This window comes from Pseudomonas sp. JL27(2026), assembly GCF_056933555.1.
Genome location: NZ_CM167794.1, coordinates 5,891,450 through 5,906,265, shown reverse-complemented (window position 1 = coordinate 5,906,265; position 14,816 = coordinate 5,891,450). Strand labels below are relative to the sequence as shown.

The window sequence follows — 14,816 nt, the reverse complement described above, 5'->3', positions numbered from 1 at the left end:
GAGGTGTTTCAGGGTTAATGCGGCTGCAGGGTTGGGGCCGCTTCGCGACCCGGCGGGAGCAAGCTCCCTCGCCACAAGAGCCCGCTCGTCACCAGTCCTGCATTTAGTCGAGCATCAACACCTTGGCCAGGATGATTTTCGGGCCTTTCATCTTTTTGATGATGATCCGCAACCCTTCGACTTCCAGCACTTCTTCCTCTTCAGGCACCCGTTTCAGGGTTTCGTAGATCAACCCGGCGAGGGTTTCGGCTTCGATGTGGTCCAGGTCGATGCCCAGCAGGCGTTCAACCTTGAACAGCGGCGTATCGCCACGCACCAGCAATTTGCCTGGCTGGTAGGCGAGTATCCCGCGCTCAGCCTTGCGGTGTTCGTCCTGAATGTCGCCGACCAGCACTTCCAGCACGTCTTCCATGGTCAGGTAGCCGATGATGTTGCCGTCGGCCTCTTCAACTACGGCGAAGTGCGAACCGCCCTTGCGGAACTGCTCCAGCAACTGCGACAGCGGCATGTGGCGCGACACGCGCTCCAGCGGGCGGGTCAGTTCGGCCAGGTTGAACGACTCGGGAATGTGGTCCAGCGCGGCCAGTTCCAGCAGCAGGTCCTTGATGTGCAGCAGGCCCACGAACTCCTGGCGCTCGCTGTCATACACCGGATAGCGGCTGAACTTGTGACGACGGAACAGCGCGAGGATTTCCTTGAGCGGTGCGTTGAACTCCAGCGTCACCAGGTCTTCCCGGGAGTTGGCCCAGTCGACCACTTCCAGCTCGCCCATTTCCACGGCCGAGGCCAGCACACGCATGCCTTGGTCGCTCGGGTCCTGGCCACGGCTGGAGTGCAGGATCAGTTTCAGTTCTTCACGGCTGTAATGGTGCTCATGATGCGGGCCGGGTTCACCCTGGCCGGCGATGCGCAAAATGGCGTTGGCGCTGGCGTTGAGCAGGTAAATGGCCGGGTACATGGCCCAGTAGAACAGGTACAGCGGCACGGCCGTCCACAGCGACAGCAGCTCGGGTTTGCGGATCGCCCAGGATTTGGGGGCCAACTCGCCGACCACGATGTGCAGGTACGAAATGATGAAGAACGCGGTGAAGAACGACACGCCCTTGACCACTTCGGCAGATTCCACGCCCACCGCGCTCAGCACGGGTTCGAGAATGTGCGCGAATGCCGGTTCACCGACCCAGCCAAGTCCCAGGGACGCGAGGGTGATACCCAATTGGCACGCCGACAGGTAGGCATCGAGCTGACTGTGCACGGTGCGCAGGATATGCCCGCGCCAGCCGTTTTTATCAGCGATGGCCTCGACGCGGGTCGAGCGCAGTTTGACCATGGCAAATTCGGCCGCAACGAAAAAGCCGTTGAGCACTACCAGGATCAGAGCAAAAAGAATCATGCCGAAATCGGCGAAGAGTGTTGCGAGGGTCAAGCCAGGGGAAGGGTCCATGATGGAGTTTTGCGGGTTCCGTATATTCGAATAGAAAGGGGATTGCCGAGCCTGAAGGGCAGGCCCAAGTCAGCCAATGTAGCGGCTGACAGGGCGATTGCCTAGGGGGTAGTGACCTGTGTGGCTAGTCGGTCAGGCTGCCGGCCCGTGATTTTGCGACCTGTGCCGGCGCGAAATGGCAGGTGAAGGTGCTGCCGTGCCCCGGCACGCTGCTGATCTCCATTCGCGCCCGATGGCGCAGCAGCACATGCTTGACGATGGCCAGGCCGAGCCCTGTGCCGCCGGTGTTGGAGTTGCGGCTGGAGTCGACGCGGTAGAAACGTTCGGTCAGGCGCGGCAGGTGTTTGCTGTCGATGCCGATGCCAGAATCCTGCACGCTCAGGTGCGCGCCCTGGTCGTCACCCCACCAGCGGATGCAGATGTTGCCACCGTCCGGGGTGTATTTGACAGCGTTGAACACCAGGTTGGAAAACGCACTGCGCAGTTCCGCCTCGCTGCCCTTGAGCAAAAACGTCGGGTCGGCTTCCAGGGTGATGCGCTGGTTGCGCTGCCCGGACAGCGCCTGAGCGTCGCTCTTGATCGATTGCAGCAGGCCGTCGATGGGCACTGGCTGGTTGTCCGACGGGTAATCGGTGGCTTCGAGCTTGGCCAGCAACAGCAAGTCGTTGAGCAGCGTTTGCATGCGCCCGCCCTGTTGTTGCATTTGCTGCAGGGCGCGGCTCCAGCGCGGATTCACGTCTTCAACGTTGTCGAGCAGGGTTTCCAGGTAGCCGCAAATCACCGTCAACGGCGTGCGCAGTTCGTGGGAGACGTTGGCGATGAAGTCTTTGCGCATCTGTTCGAGCTGATGAATGCGTGTCACGTCGCGCACCAGCATCAAGTGTTCGTTGTTGCCGTAGCGGGTGATGTACAGCTGAATCCGCATCCGGTCGTTGGTCGGCGAAGGGATTTCCAGCGGCTCGGCGTAGCTGTCCTGCTCGAAATATTCCTTGAAGCGCGGGTGGCGCACCAGGTTGGTCACCGGTTGACCGCTGTCCTGTGGCGTCTTGAGGCCCAGCAGGGTTTCGGCGGCGCGGTTCCACCACTCCAGGTTACCGTCGCTGTCGAGCATGATTACCGCGTCTTTCAGCGCGGCGGTGGACTCCTGAACCCGGTCGATCACCGCTTGCAGGCGCCCGCGTACACGCTGATCGCGGCGTTGCAAGTGATAGATGCTGTCAAATACCTCGCCCCAGAGGCCGTAGCCATCGGGCGGTGCTTCGTCGGGTTTGTGCAGGCGCAGCCATTCGTGCAAACGCAGCAATTGCTTGAGGGTCCAGGCCAGGTAAATGCCCAGGCCCGCGGCCAGGCTCCAGCCGTACCAGCCGGTAATCAGGCCGATCACCAGGCAGCCGGTGACCAGCAAAAGCATGTGGCGGATCAGAGTGCCATGCCAGTTTTGGTTCACTTAAACACGCGTCCTTGTCAGCTTGTCGAGCACGTAAGGGGCGGCTCAGGCTTTCGTCGAAAACCGGTAGCCGGTGCCGCGCACGGTTTGTACCAGATTCTCGTAGGCATCGCCGAGGGCTTTGCGCAGGCGACGGATGTGCACGTCGACGGTACGTTCCTCGACATAAACGTTGCCGCCCCAGACCTGATCGAGCAGTTGCCCGCGAGTGTAGGCGCGTTCCTGGTGTGTCATGAAAAATTGCAGCAGACGGTATTCGGTCGGGCCCATTTCGGCCGGTTTGCCGTCGATGGTCACGCGGTGGCTGATCGGGTCCAGCAGCAGGCCGCCGACTTCGATCGGCGCTTCGCCATCGGTCGGGCCGGCGCGACGCAGTACGGCTTTAAGGCGCGCCACCAGCTCACGGGGAGAAAAGGGTTTGGTGATGTAGTCGTCAGCGCCGACTTCCAGGCCCTGGATTTTGTTGTCCTCTTCACCTTTGGCGGTGAGCATGATGATCGGGATGTCCCCGGTCAGCTCATCGCGCTTCAGGCGCCGGGCCAGTTCGATACCGGAGGTGCCGGGCAGCATCCAGTCGAGCAGAATCAGGTCGGGTTTACGGTCGACGATAATGGCATGGGCCTGCTGGGAGTTTTCCGCCTCCAGACAGTCATAGCCGGCCATTTCCAACGCAACGGCGATCATTTCGCGAATGGGCGCTTCGTCGTCGACGATCAGAATGCTCCTGCCAACCATGCCTTAATCCTCTTGTCATTTAACTGTCTTGCGCCGCATTAGATAACGGAATTATTGCAGTCGTGTGACAGTATTTTAGACCGCAGGAGAACAGCACATTCCTGAGCTACGCTTTAAGTCCGAATCCTGACAACCACAAAAGAAGGTTTCCATGACTCACTACGCTCAATCCTTAAAAGCCCTGATGCTGGCTGCTGCCCTGGCACTGCCGGCAATGGCCTTCGCTGCCGAACCCGCCATGATGAAAGGCGGCATGATGGTCGACCATAAGGGCATGACGGTCTATACGTTCGATAAGGACGCCGGTGGCAAGTCGATGTGTAATGGTGATTGCGCCAAGAGCTGGCTGCCGATGATGGCCCCGGCGGATGCCAAGGCCGAAGGTAAATGGACGGTCATCAAGCGTGACGACGGCATGATGCAATGGGCTTACGGCGGCAAGCCGCTGTACACCTTCATGAAGGACGAAAAACCCGGAGAAATGAAGGGTGACGGTATGAAGGACGTCTGGCACGTCATCCACGAGTCACAGAAGTAACCGACCCCGCCGATGCAGCCTGCTCCGCTTGCCGGAGCAGGTTTTGATCAGCGCAGTGCGTAATCCAGCACCAGCCCGGCGAAAATCGCCATCCCCGCCCAGTGATTGTGCAAAAACGCCTTGAAGCACTTGAGCCGATCCTTGTCGCGGGTGTACCAGAACTCCCAGGCAAAACACCCGACCGCCACCAGCAAACCACCGTGGAACCAGCCGCCGAGCCCGAATTTCGAACCGGCCAGCAGCAGGCAGCCCAGCGACAACAGTTGCAAGGTCAGGATGATCACCCGGTCAGCATCGCCAAACAGAATGGCCGTGGATTTCACCCCGATCCGCAGGTCGTCGTCGCGATCGGTCATGGCGTAATAGGTGTCGTAGCCCACGGTCCACAGGATGTTGGCGATGTACAACAACCAGGCCGTGGCCGGCAGGTCGCCGGTCTGGGCGGTGAACGCCATCGGGATGCCCCACGAATACGCGGCGCCCAGCACCACTTGCGGGTAGTAGGTGTAGCGCTTCATGAACGGGTAGCAGGCTGCCAGTGCCAGGGCGCCGAACGAGAGCCAGGCCGTCGTTGAATTGGTGCACAACACCAGCAGGAAACTCACGCCCATCAACAGCGCAAAGGTTGCCAGCGCTTCTTTGGAGCTGATTCTGCCAGCGGCGAGTGGGCGTTCGGCGGTGCGCTTCACATGGCCGTCGACCTTGCGGTCGGCCCAGTCGTTGATCGCGCAGCCACCGGCACGGGTCAGCACCACGCCGAGAGTGAAAATGACCACGTTGGCCAGTGACGGCGAACCGTTGCCGGCAATCCACAAGGCACACAAGGTCGGCCACAGCAGCAGGTAAATGCCGATTGGCTTGTCCATTCGGGTCAACTGAATGAAGTCCCAGGCCCGTGGGTGCAGGTGGTTCAGGGACTTGAGCAGGTTTTGGTACATCAGCGGTTCTCCGCGTCGAGGCCGGCGGCGTGCCACAGGCTCGGAAGGAATATTTCCGCGACCAGCACGCTCAAGCCGTCCCGGTCGAAACGTGAGCGCCGGCCCCAGAGTGCCGGGGCTTGGGACGCCAGTGGCAACCATTCGACGGGATAGCGGCACACCTCGATGGCGCGGCGCTGGAATGCGTGATCGCAAAACAGCAGTTCGCCCAGCGAGCGGCTGCCGAGTTCGTCCATGTTCAGCCCACCGTCCTGCAAGGCACTGCGCGATGCGACGCTGCGGGCGAACACCCAGGCTTCGCCGTGGCCGCGCAAATACACCTCGCGCACCCAGCCCTCGCTGCCCTCGGGCAACGCCAGCGATGCACATTCGTCGGCGCGCAACGGCTGCCAGCCTTCGAACAGCGGGGTCACGCTGAAACCGTTGTCCGACAAACGGGTCAGGCGACGGGTGAGCGAGCCTTCATCGAACAGCCAGTCGAGGATTTGCGCATCGGGGCGGGGCGTCAGTTGGTTGTCTGGCAGCCAGACCAGGGCAGGGGGCAGGGGTTTTGAGTGCGGCACAGTGAGTCATTATTGGCAGCAAATGAGGTGGCGAGCTTACCATGGTGACGGGTGATTTTGACCGACCCGGCAGGCATGCGCAGCGATCAGGCTTGCATCTGCCGACCCCGATCAGTACAAAGCGCCCTGAGCCTGGCGGCAGGCCTTTACCTATCGACCGTCCGTGCCAGAAAAAGCCTGAGAACCTGAGGAAACAAGTGATGAAGAAGTGGCAATGCGTGGTCTGTGGGCTGATCTACAACGAAGCCGACGGCTGGCCGGATGACGGCATCGCACCGGGAACCTTGTGGCAGGACGTGCCAGAAGACTGGCTGTGCCCGGACTGCGGCGTCGGCAAGATGGATTTTGAAATGATCGAAATCAACTAAGACATTTAGAGGAGTAAGGAATGAACGCACCTGTCGTGATCGTCGGTACTGGGCTGGCTGGCTACAACCTGGCCCGGGAGTTTCGCAAACTCGATGGCGAAACTCCGCTGCTGCTGATTACCGCAGATGACGGACGCTCTTACTCCAAGCCGATGCTCTCCACCGGTTTCGGCAAGAGCAAGGACGCCGATGGCCTGAGCATGGCCGAACCCGGCGCCATGGCCGAGCAACTCAAGGCCGAGGTGCGCACCCATACGCGCATCAGCGGTATCGACCCGGGCCACAAGCGTTTGTGGATCGGTGAAGAGGCCGTGCCCTACCGCGACCTGATTCTTGCCTGGGGCGCCGAGACCGTAAGGGCGCCGGTCGAGGGTGACGCGCCCGAAGCGATTTTCCCGATCAACGACCTGGAAGACTACGCACGCTTTCGTGCGGCCTCGGCCGGTAAACGCCGGGTGCTGCTGCTCGGTGTCGGGCTGATTGGCTGCGAATTCGCCAACGACCTGATGCTTGGGGGGTACGAAGTGCAACTGGTGGCACCGTGCGAGCAGGTCATGCCGACCCTGTTGCACCCGGCGGCCGCTGCCGCCATCCAGTCCGGGCTGGAAAGCCTCGGCGCACGCTTTCATCTCGGGCCGGTGCTCACTCGCTTGCAGCGGGTCACGGACGGGCTCGAAGCGCACCTGTCCGACGGCCAGGTCATTGCCTGCGACGTGGTGGTCTCGGCCATTGGCCTGCGCCCACGCATCGACCTGGCGGCCGCGGCCGGTTTGCAGGTCAATCGCGGGGTGGTCGTCGACCGCCAGCTCAAGACCTCCCACGCCAACATCTACGCCTTGGGCGATTGCGCCGAAGTCGATGGGCTGAACCTGTTGTACGTGATGCCCCTCATGAGTTGTGCGCGAGCGCTGGCCCAGACACTGGCCGGCAACCCGACGGCGGTCAGCTACGGTCCGATGCCGATTACCGTGAAAACCCCGGTCTGCCCGTTGGTGGTGTCGCCGCCGCCTCATGGCATGGAAGGCGTCTGGACCGTCGAAGGGCAGGGCACCGACATCAAGGTGTTGTGCCGCGATGCCAGCGGCAAGCTGCTGGGTTACGCGCTGACGGGGGCGGCGGTGATGGAAAAACTCGCGTTGAACAAAGAACTTCCCGGCTTGCTGGCGTAAATACTGGTCGTTCTGTCGGAATCACCCCTCTTTTGCCCCGACAAAGGTCGCGGGGAGACTGGCGCCGCTCTTGAACGCGTGCCATCCTCACTCCCGTCTGCCGCAGAGTAGAGCCTGCGGCGCCTTGGGCGCTGTTCCCGCAGGGGCAGCACGGACATAACAACAAAAAACCGTCAAAGAGGCTTCACTAATGCGTAAACCAGAACTCGCCGCTGCAATCGCGGAAAAAGCGGATCTCACCAAAGAGCAGGCTAACCGCGTCCTTAATGCCGTTCTCGAAGAAATCACCGGCGCGTTGCACCGCAAGGACAGCGTGACGCTCGTGGGCTTCGGCACCTTCCTGCAACGCCACCGCGGTGCACGCACCGGCAAAAACCCGCAAACCGGCGAGCCTGTGAAAATCAAGGCCAGCAACACCGTCGCCTTCAAGCCTGGTAAATCGTTGAAAGACAGCGTTAATCCATAAATGCGGTGAACTCCCTGAGTAACGGGGGAGAGTCGTATTAAAAATGGGCATGCCGGTTGATCTGGGTGTCCATTTTTTATGGGCGTTGCTTCCCTCTATGCCCATTGCATTTGAGGACTGGTTAATGAACTCGGATTAGGCAAGTTATATCTGTGTTAATACTTTCGGGTGCTCGCAGCGGGCCATCTTCAAAGCTGCCATGACGGTATCGATGGGTACAGTGCAGGGTGTATCGGGAGTGTTGGCATTTGGCCCGCGGCAACACGAGCGTTGTGCTACCTGTAGGCATAAGCGCTAGGTAATCGAATCAATATCCAGGTGGAAGGGGGCTCCCACCGTGTGGCCACCCGTTATGGCAGCTATCGCCCGGTCATTGTCATCGGCCGCTGGTGGGATCATCGCCAGTTGTTCCTGGGCTGTGTTCTCCACGTGAGCTTTCCAGCGAGGCAAATTGTCCTCAGCCAGCTCGGGTAGTCCAGCGAATAGACCATACACATCGGTCTCGGTGACGGCCTGAACATGCAGGGTGCTTAGACGGACACGCGTATCGTTGATGTTGTCGACTTCTTTGCGAAGAGCGGTGATGGCCGCTGCTTGAGCAATGACATAGGCGTCGGGGCGCGCCGCCAGGCTGCCCGCCAGGGTGCGCAATTGCTTCTGGATGCTCGTTAACGCCCCATCCACCGAATTAAACTCACGGTCAGTGACTAATGGGCGATTGAATTTCTGAGCTTCCTGCCAGCGGCGCAGGCTGGCCCAGCAGTTTGGTATGTAGCTGACGACCATTTTGTGGTCGGCATTATCAACTATCTGTCGCAGGAATGAGCCGCGATCCGGCAGGCCGTCGGTTGCCTTCAGCGCTTTGGCGCAGCCGTGGTCGTTGATGGAGCTGCAACATGGTTTCCAGAGGATCGAGGACTTGTGGCCTGCTCCAAAGTTAACCGGCATAAAGTGTCGCAGCGTGCCGTGGTGCGTGTAGGGTTCGCCGGTCATGTTGATCATGCCCAACACCAGCAATGACACCCCGACAGGCGGGCTCAGCACCGTCACGACACCCTGTGCGATGTACTCCCGCTTGGTGGACGTATTCATCCATGTCGATGGGACGCTTGGCACCGGGTCGTTGTGGTTGACGGTGCGGTGGTGAATCAGCGGCGCAGCCCCTTCTGCGAAGACTTTGTCACCGGCCCGTGGGGCACCGTAGGTGTAAAGCACAATGTCATAGTTCTCAGGGCGCTGACGCAGCATTTCAGACACTATCAGCGCAATCGCTCCGCCCAGGCTGTGCCCGGTGATGACCAGCTTTTGCCCGCTGTAAAACTTATCCAGGTAACGGGCTGCAAAACGATAAGCCACTTTGGCCGCGCCATAAAATCCGTTGTGCACCTTGCCAACCCCTTGTTCAAAGGGCACTTGAGTGGCATCCATGTCACGCAGGGCATCCGCCCCACTGGCGGTGCCCCGTATCGAGATCAGAATCAGCGCATCATGGTGAGTGATGAAGGCTTGAGTATCGGTACCATCGTCAGCTGCACTGTCATCAAACCAGTGAATGTTCGCCGGATTTTCCTGTTTTTCACCCAGGCATGGGTTGTTAACTTCCGAGTACAGTTCTGGGTCGAAGGGCACCACTTCCAGGCGCTTGGAGTACGGCACCTCCTCATACAAGGGGTAATAGGCTTTCCCCCCGGCCTGCGCCGCATCCACCTGCCAAAGCTCGTCAAATTTTGGCAGCGCGTCACCAAACCAGTTGCCGATGCTCGGTTGCAACGGAAAGCTCACGTTGTCGGCTTCTACCGGGTGTGAGGGGGGTTGCTGACCAAAGTCGCTGTAGCTCAGGGTCGCCATCAGCGCCAGTTGGTACAGGTTGAGCGCGCAGAAATCGTTGCTAGACGAGAGCATCGGGCGCAGGGCGCGCAGTGGACGCACCTCCAGCACGCTATGCCGGTTCGGCATCAGACCAACGCCTCGTGGTGGGCCTGAAGACGGTGAAAACCCCTGCACTGACATGGCCAGATCGTTGTGCGTGACGACAGTGCTCTTGCCACCCTCCAGAAACCCGGTCTGCTGGACCTTAGCGTTTTTTACCTGAGATTCCTGCCGAAACAACGAGAAAACATGGGCGTTGGGGGGGAAGTTACGTTTAACCAGCGGCGGCAGGTGCGCGTCAAACTCCACCAGTTCACGTACCTCAACCTGAAAGTAGCTGTGGTCTTTGCCTCTGGCGGGATTGGAGTGGGTCCTTACCCCCGATTTATGCCGAAAGCGAGTTTTCTCGGCCCGTACTTGCAGCTCGGTGATAGGCAGGGGGTAATGCTTTCGTTCTTTTAAACGGACATATGTCTTGTCTTGCCCTTCGTAGGGCTGATTCAGTTTCAGCACCACAGGGCCACAATAATGGTTGTCCACCTTGCCGGAGCCATTGGCGTCCAGCTTGCCGGTGTAGACAGCATTCTCGTAGTCGGTGACCACATACGCCAAGCCTGCATAGGGCTTGCCGTCCCCCAACTCATCCACCAATTGAAAACTGGTCGAGTGCCCACGTAACGGGCAGGTATGAATACGACCGTCAAAGGACGGTTTGTCATCGTCTTTCAGGGGAGCAAGGCTCATGGGGTCACCTCCTTGTTTTCGGTGCAGCCTGGATAAATGCTGCAGGTGCGACCATCGGGCATTTTGAAGGTGCTGAAATCAGTGTGGTTACCGAAGCAGAATGCGTCCTGGTCTTCAAAACTGTCGCCCATGCAACGTTTCCAGCCTCCAGGCACCTTGACCCAGGTATCGCCCATGTAGGGTTCTTCCTCATCCGCCAGCTTGATCTTCAGCTTCACGGTTTTGCCTGGGAGTTGATCGAGGGTGTACGCGGCAAACGGACGACCTTTGGTGACATTGCCCTGGGTATCAGTGTTTTTGCAGTAGAGAATTTTCCTGAGGATTCGAGTTTTACCCGAAGTCCGGAAAAACCACTGGCACTGGCCGGAAAACTGGCTTTCGCCAGCAGCATTGAAGGTGCCTTTGTCGTGGGGGGCGAGGTAGTCCCGCACCGCGATAAACCCGGAATCACCACCAGAGTCCCCGATGTCTTTCCCGTACGCCGCGTTGATCTCAAGCTCTATGCTGTTCACCACCAACTCGCAGCCTTTGCGGGTGCGGCGTATTTCGATCTGCGCATCGGGCTTGTATTCGGTCTGCCATTCGCGGTTGAACTGCGGTTTCAAGTTGTCACGTTTGCCCAGGTTGCAGGATTGGCCAGGGACGGGCACGTAGGTCACGGTTGCGACATAGGCAAAGTCCGGTGGCAAGTCGGCGGTAAAGGTAAAAGTGTTGGACTTACCGGTGGCTGAGCAGCCCATGCTCAGGGCCAGGCAACTGCCAAGGATTAAACGGTGAATGACGCGTTTCATACGGGGGCATCTCCCTGCCAGTACAGCGCTGCCTGATAAACCCGGTCAAAGTGCATCGCCGGGGTTTCATGTGGCTGGGGTAGCCCGCTCATGGGGTCACCTCCTTGTTTTCGGTGCAGCCTGGGTAAATGCTGCAGGTGCGACCATCGGGCATTTTGAAGGTGCTGAAATCAGTGTGGTTACCGAAGCAGAATGCGTCCTGGTCTTCAAAACTGTCGCCCATGCAACGTTTCCAGCCTCCAGGCACCTTGACCCAGGTATCGCCCATGTAGGGTTCTTCCTCATCCGCCAGCTTGATCTTCAGCTTCACGGTTTTGCCTGGGAGTTGATCGAGGGTGTACGCGGCAAACGGACGACCTTTGGTGACATTGCCCTGGGCATCGGTGTTTTTGCAGTAGAGAATTTTGGTGATGTAACGCTTGGGGCCAATCGTGCGGAAAAACCACTGGCATTGGCCGGAAAACTGGCTTTCGCCAGCAGCATTGAAGGTGCCTTTGTCGTGGGGGGCGAGGTAGTCCCGCACCGCGATAAACCCGGAATCACCACCAGAGTCCCCGATGTCTTTCCCGTACGCCGCGTTGATCTCAAGCTCTATTCTGCTCACCACCAACTCGCAGCCTTTGCGGGTGCGGCGTATTTCGATCTGCGCATCGGGCTTGTATTCGGTCTGCCATTCGCGGTTGAACTGCGGGTTCAGGTTGTCACGTTTGCCCAGGTTGCAGGATTGGCTAGGGACGGGCACGTAGGTCACGGTCGCGACATAGGCAAAGTCCGGCGGCAAGTCAGCGGTAAAGGTAAAAGTGTTGGACTTGCCGGTGGCTGAGCAGCCCATGCTCAGGGCCAGGCAACTGCCAAGGATTAAACGGTGAATGACGCGTTTCATACGGGGGCATCTCCCTGCCAGTACAGCGTTTCCTGATAAACCCGGTCAAAGTGCATCGCCGGGGTTTCATGTGGCTGGGGTTGCCAGTTTTCGGGTGGGGTGTAATCCGGCGCCTGCAAGCTTTGCGTCAGCAAAAAATGAATGCTGTCCGGTTCCTGCCAGCCCCAGGTGTGCGCCAGGTCGAACTGGCCGCGTAGCCAGGTATCAATGTCCTGCTGCTGGGCCAGGCTGAGCAGGTTGTCGGTGTGCTCGCGGACCAGGTAGCGGCGCGTATTGTCGAACTGTACGCCCTTGAATGTGGCTTCTGGTGTAGGGGTATGACACCAGGCGGGGTCTGTTGGCAGCGGATACTGACCGGGCGCCGGATTGTCAGTGACCCTCCATTGCTCAACCTGCCAATAACAGACGCTGGCCATCGATCCCAGATACTCCGGGCGCTGTTCAGGTTGCAGGTAGGCCAGCGCACGTGCGAACACGCGGTTATCGTGGAAACGATAGACGGCTTGATGGGGGCGTTCGCCAGTCACCAGACGTTCGCGCCAATGGGCGCTCAGCGTATCGAGGTCGGTGTTTTCAGCGCTGGCCAGCCAACCCCAGTTGCGCTCTGGCGACGTGAACAAGGTCCGGAGCGCCGGGAGATCAAGCGAGTCGAGTTCAAACAGGTACGGCCCGTTTTTCGCCAGCGACTCAGCAGGTGTACCAATGTACAGGTTACGGTAGCGCTGAGTTTCCAGCGTGCTGACCAATGTATTGCGCTCGTCTAGCTGCCCGAGGGAGTCCAGCACCAGGTAAAAGCGCCGCCCTGTCGCGGACTGGTCGTGTAGCCATTGCTCCAACGTGCTCATGCGTTATCTCCAATAATGCACAGGCCATCACGACAAGCCTCGCAGAGCGGGCAGTAATCCGCTGCTTGTTGTTTGGTGGCGGTCACGATGGACAATGGACTGGCGATGATTGCCTGAGGTGCGCTAGCCAGCGCCTGTAGGGGGGGAACCCCCGCCACGGGCGCGCCGCCCTCAACAATGGCCACGCTGCTGAAAATGCCCGCTGCATTGATCACGAGGTGGTGGCCGCCAGCCTTGAGCGTCAGGCTCATCCCGGCGTCGATCACCACCTGGGCGGCGGTGAGGTGCGCGTGGGGGCCGGCCTGAATCACCAGCGTGCCGCCCGCCGTGGTGCTGCTGTTGCCAGTGATGGATATCAGCTCGTTGCCGCCAATCACGGTGTTGCGTTGACCGTCGGTGGTGTGGGTTTCATCGCCCTTGATCAGGCTGGTGCTGTTGTTGGCCACCTGTTCGCGGCGGTCGTTGCCGATTTTGGTGTCGCTGTCGTTGAGGATCAGTTGTTCGAGGTCGCGCTGGGCGCGCAGGTAAATCAGCTCCCGCCCGGCGCGGTCTTCAATCGACAGTTCGTTGTAACCACCGGTGCGCGGAGAGCTTTGGCTGCGCAGTACGGTTTTGGTTTTGTTTGCGGGTAACGGATACGGTACGGACGTGACCTTGTTGGGCACGCAACCGGTAATCAACGGTTGGTCGGGATCGCCTTCCAGGTAGGTCACGACCACTTCCATGCCGATGCGCGGGATGGTCACCGAGCCGAAACTTTCCCCCGCCCAGCTCGATGAAACACGTAGCCAGCAACTGCTTTTGTCGCTCTTGAGTTCGGCTCGGTCCCAGGGCAGCTCGACCTTTACTCGGCCAAACTCATCACAGAAAACCTCCTCGCCGGCCGGCCCGGTGACGCGGGCGGTCTGGCTGACCAGCACGGTTTTTCGGGTGATCATCGGCGGACGGTAGAACACGTCCCACGGGATGGCGTTGAAGGTGTTGCAGTAGCCTTGGGTAAAACCGTCGTTGGATTGGGCATCGTGGGTGACCGTCTCCTCAAGCACCTGGGGTTGCTTTCCTGAGTGCGTCACGCTGAGCAACAACCACAAATCGTTGCAGGACTTGCGCGGGTGTTCGGCCAAGTCGAAGAAGTGGCCACTACGCAGGGTCGGCTGGTCGCTTTTGCCCTCGGCCAACTGGTAATCGGTACGGTGGCGTTCCAGCGCCTGCCGGGCGAGTTGTTTACCACGTTTTTCGGTCGGCATCAGCACCGGGTAGCGGTAGTCTTCGAGTGCAGGGCTGAACTCGGCGGTGAAGCGGCTCTCCAGCAACTGACTTGGGCGTTCCAGGTCATAGTCGCGGTGCGTAGTGGTGCTGGTGCGGGTGCTGAAGCGCTGGGAAAACTGGCTGACGAGCGGGTGGTCCGCCACCTGGCCAGAGCCTTGCTGATAAGGGATTTCGCCCAGCTTGGGGAAGTAGGTCTGATCGTCGGTGAACACCAGCAGATGGCCCTCTGCCGAATGCTGGTGATGCCACGCGATGCCGTCCTCGGCGCACAGACGCTGGACGAACTCAAAGTCACTCTCCCCATACTGGGTGCAGTATTCGCGCTCGGGGCTGGTACCGACATTGAAGGTAAAGGCATCTGCCTGAATGCCGTGACTTTTGAAGACTTGGGCAATGATGTGCGGCACCGTCAGGCGCTGGAAAATCCGTTGCTGATGGCTGAACTGCAAATAGTGCAGCGCGGGCACCAGGGTCAGTTGGTAATGGGTCAGGCGTTTCCCGCTTTCGCCCACCAAAACCTCTTCGATACGGCCATGAATGCCTTCGCCCTTCAGTCCGAACTGGAGAAACGCAGGTTGGCTGAGCAGGCTTTCAAGATCGAAATTCGTGTGTTCGCTGACCAGTGAAACCCGGATCGCATACAGGCTGCTGATGGCTTCAGTACCGTCGAAGGCCAGCACCTTGAAATCGTTGCGAACAGAAGGAATCAGTAACGCGAAGTGCGCAACATTGGCCGGCGCGAACATA

At 59.5% G+C, this 14,816-nt stretch carries 14 protein-coding genes; 4 read left to right on the top strand and 10 right to left on the bottom strand.

From position 1 onward, the window contains the following. Positions 1–103: 103 nt before the first annotated feature. From AC1Z1G_RS27135 to phoB, 3 genes are all read right to left on the bottom strand, one after another. Complete coding sequence (locus tag AC1Z1G_RS27135) at positions 104–1,444, bottom strand: hemolysin family protein (protein ID WP_347902774.1); 1,341 nt, start codon at positions 1,442–1,444, stop codon at positions 104–106. 124 nt (positions 1,445–1,568) lie between these two features. After that, on the bottom strand, positions 1,569–2,855 hold the full coding sequence (gene phoR, locus AC1Z1G_RS27130; RefSeq protein WP_483628001.1) for a phosphate regulon sensor histidine kinase PhoR: 1,287 nt from the start codon (positions 2,853–2,855) through the stop codon (positions 1,569–1,571). An 81-nt stretch (positions 2,856–2,936) separates the two neighbouring features. After that, complete coding sequence (gene phoB, locus AC1Z1G_RS27125; protein ID WP_007896474.1) at positions 2,937–3,626, bottom strand: phosphate regulon transcriptional regulator PhoB; 690 nt, start codon at positions 3,624–3,626, stop codon at positions 2,937–2,939. Between the two features lie 151 nt (positions 3,627–3,777). Here phoB and AC1Z1G_RS27120 point away from each other — a divergent pair, with 151 nt between their 5' ends. Further along, positions 3,778–4,164 (top strand): COG4315 family predicted lipoprotein, encoded by a 387-nt coding sequence (locus AC1Z1G_RS27120; protein ID WP_483623634.1) that lies wholly within the window; start codon positions 3,778–3,780, stop codon positions 4,162–4,164. A 47-nt stretch (positions 4,165–4,211) separates the two neighbouring features. Here AC1Z1G_RS27120 and ubiA read toward each other — a convergent pair whose 3' ends face one another. Then, positions 4,212–5,102: a 4-hydroxybenzoate octaprenyltransferase gene (gene ubiA / locus AC1Z1G_RS27115; protein WP_483623632.1), complete on the bottom strand. Its 891-nt coding sequence runs from the start codon at positions 5,100–5,102 to the stop codon at positions 4,212–4,214. Then, positions 5,102–5,665 carry a chorismate--pyruvate lyase family protein gene (locus AC1Z1G_RS27110; RefSeq protein ID WP_483623630.1) on the bottom strand — a complete coding sequence of 188 codons (564 nt, stop codon included), beginning with the start codon at positions 5,663–5,665 and terminating at the stop codon, positions 5,102–5,104. The genes ubiA and AC1Z1G_RS27110 overlap by 1 nt, the downstream gene beginning before the upstream one ends. A gap of 200 nt (positions 5,666–5,865) precedes the next feature. On the opposite strand from AC1Z1G_RS27110, the gene AC1Z1G_RS27105 reads away from it, so the two are divergent. From AC1Z1G_RS27105 to AC1Z1G_RS27095, 3 genes are all read left to right on the top strand, one after another. After that, on the top strand, positions 5,866–6,033 hold the full coding sequence (locus tag AC1Z1G_RS27105; RefSeq protein WP_007954349.1) for a rubredoxin: 168 nt from the start codon (positions 5,866–5,868) through the stop codon (positions 6,031–6,033). Positions 6,034–6,053: 20 nt separating this feature from the next. Further along, positions 6,054–7,202, top strand: a complete 1,149-nt coding sequence (locus AC1Z1G_RS27100) for an NAD(P)/FAD-dependent oxidoreductase (RefSeq protein WP_483623628.1) — start codon at positions 6,054–6,056, stop codon at positions 7,200–7,202. A 190-nt stretch (positions 7,203–7,392) separates the two neighbouring features. Further along, on the top strand, positions 7,393–7,668 hold the full coding sequence (locus tag AC1Z1G_RS27095) for an HU family DNA-binding protein (RefSeq protein ID WP_003213368.1): 276 nt from the start codon (positions 7,393–7,395) through the stop codon (positions 7,666–7,668). 294 nt (positions 7,669–7,962) lie between these two features. Here AC1Z1G_RS27095 and AC1Z1G_RS27090 read toward each other — a convergent pair whose 3' ends face one another. The 5 genes from AC1Z1G_RS27090 to AC1Z1G_RS27070 form a co-directional block, all read right to left on the bottom strand. Then, complete coding sequence (locus tag AC1Z1G_RS27090) at positions 7,963–10,281, bottom strand: lipase family protein (RefSeq protein WP_483623626.1); 2,319 nt, start codon at positions 10,279–10,281, stop codon at positions 7,963–7,965. Beyond that, positions 10,278–11,072, bottom strand: a complete 795-nt coding sequence (locus tag AC1Z1G_RS27085) for a hypothetical protein (RefSeq protein WP_483623624.1) — start codon at positions 11,070–11,072, stop codon at positions 10,278–10,280. The genes AC1Z1G_RS27090 and AC1Z1G_RS27085 overlap by 4 nt, the downstream gene beginning before the upstream one ends. A gap of 88 nt (positions 11,073–11,160) precedes the next feature. After that, on the bottom strand, positions 11,161–11,955 hold the full coding sequence (locus tag AC1Z1G_RS27080) for a hypothetical protein (RefSeq protein WP_483623623.1): 795 nt from the start codon (positions 11,953–11,955) through the stop codon (positions 11,161–11,163). Beyond that, entirely contained in the window at positions 11,952–12,800 is an 849-nt protein-coding gene (locus tag AC1Z1G_RS27075) for a DUF4123 domain-containing protein (RefSeq protein WP_483623621.1), read from the bottom strand. Before AC1Z1G_RS27075 ends, AC1Z1G_RS27080 begins: the two co-directional genes overlap by 4 nt. Continuing rightward, entirely contained in the window at positions 12,797–14,815 is a 2,019-nt protein-coding gene (locus AC1Z1G_RS27070; RefSeq protein WP_483623620.1) for a type VI secretion system Vgr family protein, read from the bottom strand. Before AC1Z1G_RS27070 ends, AC1Z1G_RS27075 begins: the two co-directional genes overlap by 4 nt. Position 14,816 lies beyond the last annotated feature (1 nt).

Excerpts from the sequence above, each read along its gene's own strand:
- AC1Z1G_RS27135 (WP_347902774.1), bottom strand. The coding sequence starts at position 1,444 with ATGGACCCTTCCCCTGGCTTGACCCTCGCAACACTCTTCGCCGATTTC.
- phoR (WP_483628001.1), bottom strand. The coding sequence starts at position 2,855 with ATGCTTTTGCTGGTCACCGGCTGCCTGGTGATCGGCCTGATTACCGGC.
- phoB (WP_007896474.1), bottom strand. The coding sequence starts at position 3,626 with ATGGTTGGCAGGAGCATTCTGATCGTCGACGACGAAGCGCCCATTCGC.
- AC1Z1G_RS27120 (WP_483623634.1), top strand. The coding sequence starts at position 3,778 with ATGACTCACTACGCTCAATCCTTAAAAGCCCTGATGCTGGCTGCTGCC.
- ubiA (WP_483623632.1), bottom strand. The coding sequence starts at position 5,102 with ATGTACCAAAACCTGCTCAAGTCCCTGAACCACCTGCACCCACGGGCC.
- AC1Z1G_RS27105 (WP_007954349.1), top strand. The coding sequence starts at position 5,866 with ATGAAGAAGTGGCAATGCGTGGTCTGTGGGCTGATCTACAACGAAGCC.
- AC1Z1G_RS27100 (WP_483623628.1), top strand. The coding sequence starts at position 6,054 with ATGAACGCACCTGTCGTGATCGTCGGTACTGGGCTGGCTGGCTACAAC.
- AC1Z1G_RS27095 (WP_003213368.1), top strand. The coding sequence starts at position 7,393 with ATGCGTAAACCAGAACTCGCCGCTGCAATCGCGGAAAAAGCGGATCTC.
- AC1Z1G_RS27090 (WP_483623626.1), bottom strand. The coding sequence starts at position 10,281 with ATGAGCCTTGCTCCCCTGAAAGACGATGACAAACCGTCCTTTGACGGT.
- AC1Z1G_RS27085 (WP_483623624.1), bottom strand. The coding sequence starts at position 11,072 with ATGAAACGCGTCATTCACCGTTTAATCCTTGGCAGTTGCCTGGCCCTG.
- AC1Z1G_RS27080 (WP_483623623.1), bottom strand. The coding sequence starts at position 11,955 with ATGAAACGCGTCATTCACCGTTTAATCCTTGGCAGTTGCCTGGCCCTG.
- AC1Z1G_RS27075 (WP_483623621.1), bottom strand. The coding sequence starts at position 12,800 with ATGAGCACGTTGGAGCAATGGCTACACGACCAGTCCGCGACAGGGCGG.
- AC1Z1G_RS27070 (WP_483623620.1), bottom strand. The coding sequence starts at position 14,815 with ATGTTCGCGCCGGCCAATGTTGCGCACTTCGCGTTACTGATTCCTTCT.